Here is a 2,442-nt window from a genome sequence, read left to right as displayed (position 1 = left end):
TTTATGGGTTTTGAATGATAATTATATTTTCCCTTCAATTAAACTCACTGAGTATTGAATTCCAGAGTTAATTAGTTCTTGGTTAGGGTTTTTAGATATAGGCACTAAGTTAATGTTGTTATTTTTTTCTGCAAATTCTCTAAAAACAGGCTCTGTTTTAAAGGTGTGTTTTAAATAATCTGCTTTAGACAGGCCAATTATGTAGTTAGCTTGCTCAACAGTAGATTTGTGTTTTAAAAATTTAGCAATGAAATGCCCAGCATCTTCGAGGGATGAAGAATTAATTAGAGCCGAAGATTCTAACCATGCTCCAAAAGTAAACATACTTGATGGTTTGTCTGTATTTAGTAGCTTTGCATTCATTCTATTGAATTTGTAGTCAATCGATTTAAAGTAGTTACGTATAATATTTTTATTTGCTGGAGATAGGTTATTTATATCTCTTGAGAGTGCCTCTTTAATATAAGAAAAAAATCGCTCATCCAATTGTCGATTATTTTCTTTAGTTAATAAATGGATAATTTGTGGTATGTAAGAGTCTTCTAATGATTTTATATCAAGCATTAAATTACACTTATATCCCATTTGCTCATAAGGCTGGGCCATATCAAAAATTAAGTTTATTTTTTCAATATTATCTAAGAGAGTTTTTTTGGATGCAATATCAGTTAATCCAGTTGCTACAATTTGAGCATCACTAAATGACATTCGATTTTTTGGGGTATTATTATTTAATAAATCTAGATAAAAACTAATTAATTGATCTTTAATAGATAAATTTTCTTGCAAAAGGTGCTCTCTGGAATATATGGTCTGGGTCAGAGAAAGTAAAGCATGCTTAATATCAAGATTTGTACTTTGATTATATTCTTTAATAACTTCAGGAAGTAAATTAGCGCTTCCAACGCCTCCTAAATAATCCAGTAAAAATGTTTTTTTATTAACATCTTCAATTTGATAGTTTACATAAATGTCCCAAATTTTATTCCCAATATTTGATGTTGTAGCATTGTCAGGGTTATCAATTACTGAAATAAAATTTTCTAGAGATAAATTATTAAGATCTGTTGGGGAAAGAGTATTTAAAGAAGATTGAGTGACGGGAAGAGTGTCAGGAGTTAGCGGAAGATTATCAAATGCTTGAGGCCCATCACCATTACCATATGGAAAAGAGGCAAAAACATTTTTGGGAAGTGCTGCCCCACTTTTTAATACCGAATAATTTCCTACAGTATAAGCATAGATCAAAAATGTATCACATCTAAATTGCCCCATAGTTTCTGTTTTACATGTATCTGTAGGATAACCATCAAGACTTCCTGTTGCTGGAAAAAAGAAAGTTGTGAGAGTATATTTTGATCGCAAACAACGTTGAGAATTCGCTTCTTTTAACACTAGGAGGGTTCTTTCTCTATCATTTGCAATTCCATATCTGCTTCCCCAATATGGAGATTTTTTTTTGAAGTCACTAATATTATTTACTTGCACAACTCGATTAGGATCATTTAACACCTCAACAACCCATGGAGCAACATCTGATAGATTTGCCGCCATAGTTATTCCAACATGTCCCATCCATCCTGCGCCTTTGGCATCTAAATCACGACCGACTACCTCTGCTGGATATATAGGTAATACTGTGGTACATATTCCATTTAGTGGACTTAGTAAGGCTGTGAATAAAAGACAACTTTTGTTCATTTTATATTTCCATTATATTTTTTGGAAATCGATTTTAACTGAATATAAAGATATTTTTAAGCTAAAAATGAATATTTTATTTGCGGGGCGGGGCGAACATATTATGATTAAATCCAGGTTGAATTTATTTAAGAGTATAAATCCACTTTCTTTATGTTTGTTTGGGTTTTATACACTATTTGTGTTGTTAAATGCTTTTGCTGGTGTAATCACCGTTTTAGATATTTTAATAACTTTTCCTCTTATTTGGTCAATATCTGTATGGTCAAATAAGAGCTCGCATTTAATATTTATAAAAGACACTCCTGAAAAGCAAAATAAAAAAGATGAATTTTGGTGGGATCTGTTTTTTATTTTTTATGGTTTCATCATCAGTGTACTTATTTCATTTGTAATTCAATATTCTAATGTAGATCTTAGAGGATGGTGGCCCTTTGTTTTATATTACCTTAGTTTTATAGGGGCTATTTATGCGCTCATTTATGCATTTTTTGCCATACTTTTAAAAGAGCATAAAAAATACACATTTCTCTTTTTCTTTCTAACGATTATTGTGATTGTGGGCGTCAATTTGATTGCTTATATCAATCCTCTTTCGATGTATGCTCGAGATAAAGTCTATTATTCCATGCTTGGAGGATGTCTTATTATCCACATATTTTATTGCCTTACATCGAGAGCGTTTAATTAACACCACTCTTCTCAGGAAATAACAACGTTAAATCACGGTCATGATTTAAG

At 31.3% G+C, this 2,442-nt stretch carries 2 protein-coding genes; one reads left to right on the top strand and one right to left on the bottom strand.

Annotation, left to right across the window (positions count from 1 at the left end):
* Window positions 1–21: 21 nt before the first annotated feature.
* The gene (locus WA877_RS00200) at window positions 22–1,701 is read right to left on the bottom strand and encodes a hypothetical protein (protein WP_425168933.1); all 1,680 of its coding nucleotides are present in this window, start codon (window positions 1,699–1,701) and stop codon (window positions 22–24) included.
* Between WA877_RS00200 and WA877_RS00195 the strand changes: the two genes are divergently transcribed.
* Window positions 1,676–2,392 (top strand): hypothetical protein, encoded by a 717-nt coding sequence (locus WA877_RS00195; protein ID WP_425168932.1) that lies wholly within the window; start codon window positions 1,676–1,678, stop codon window positions 2,390–2,392. The two genes, WA877_RS00200 and WA877_RS00195, sit on opposite strands and share 26 nt — an antisense overlap.
* Window positions 2,393–2,442: the final 50 nt, after the last annotated feature.

This window comes from Legionella sp. (genome assembly GCF_049790535.1).
Classification (GTDB): domain Bacteria; phylum Pseudomonadota; class Gammaproteobacteria; order Legionellales; family Legionellaceae; genus Legionella.
Note: the sequence above shows the minus strand (reverse complement) of the source record. Positions and strands in the feature narration are given on the sequence as shown.

What these genes read in the sequence shown, in the direction of transcription:
- WA877_RS00200 (WP_425168933.1), bottom strand. Translation starts at nt 1,701, where the DNA reads ATGAACAAAAGTTGTCTTTTATTCACAGCCTTACTAAGTCCACTAAAT.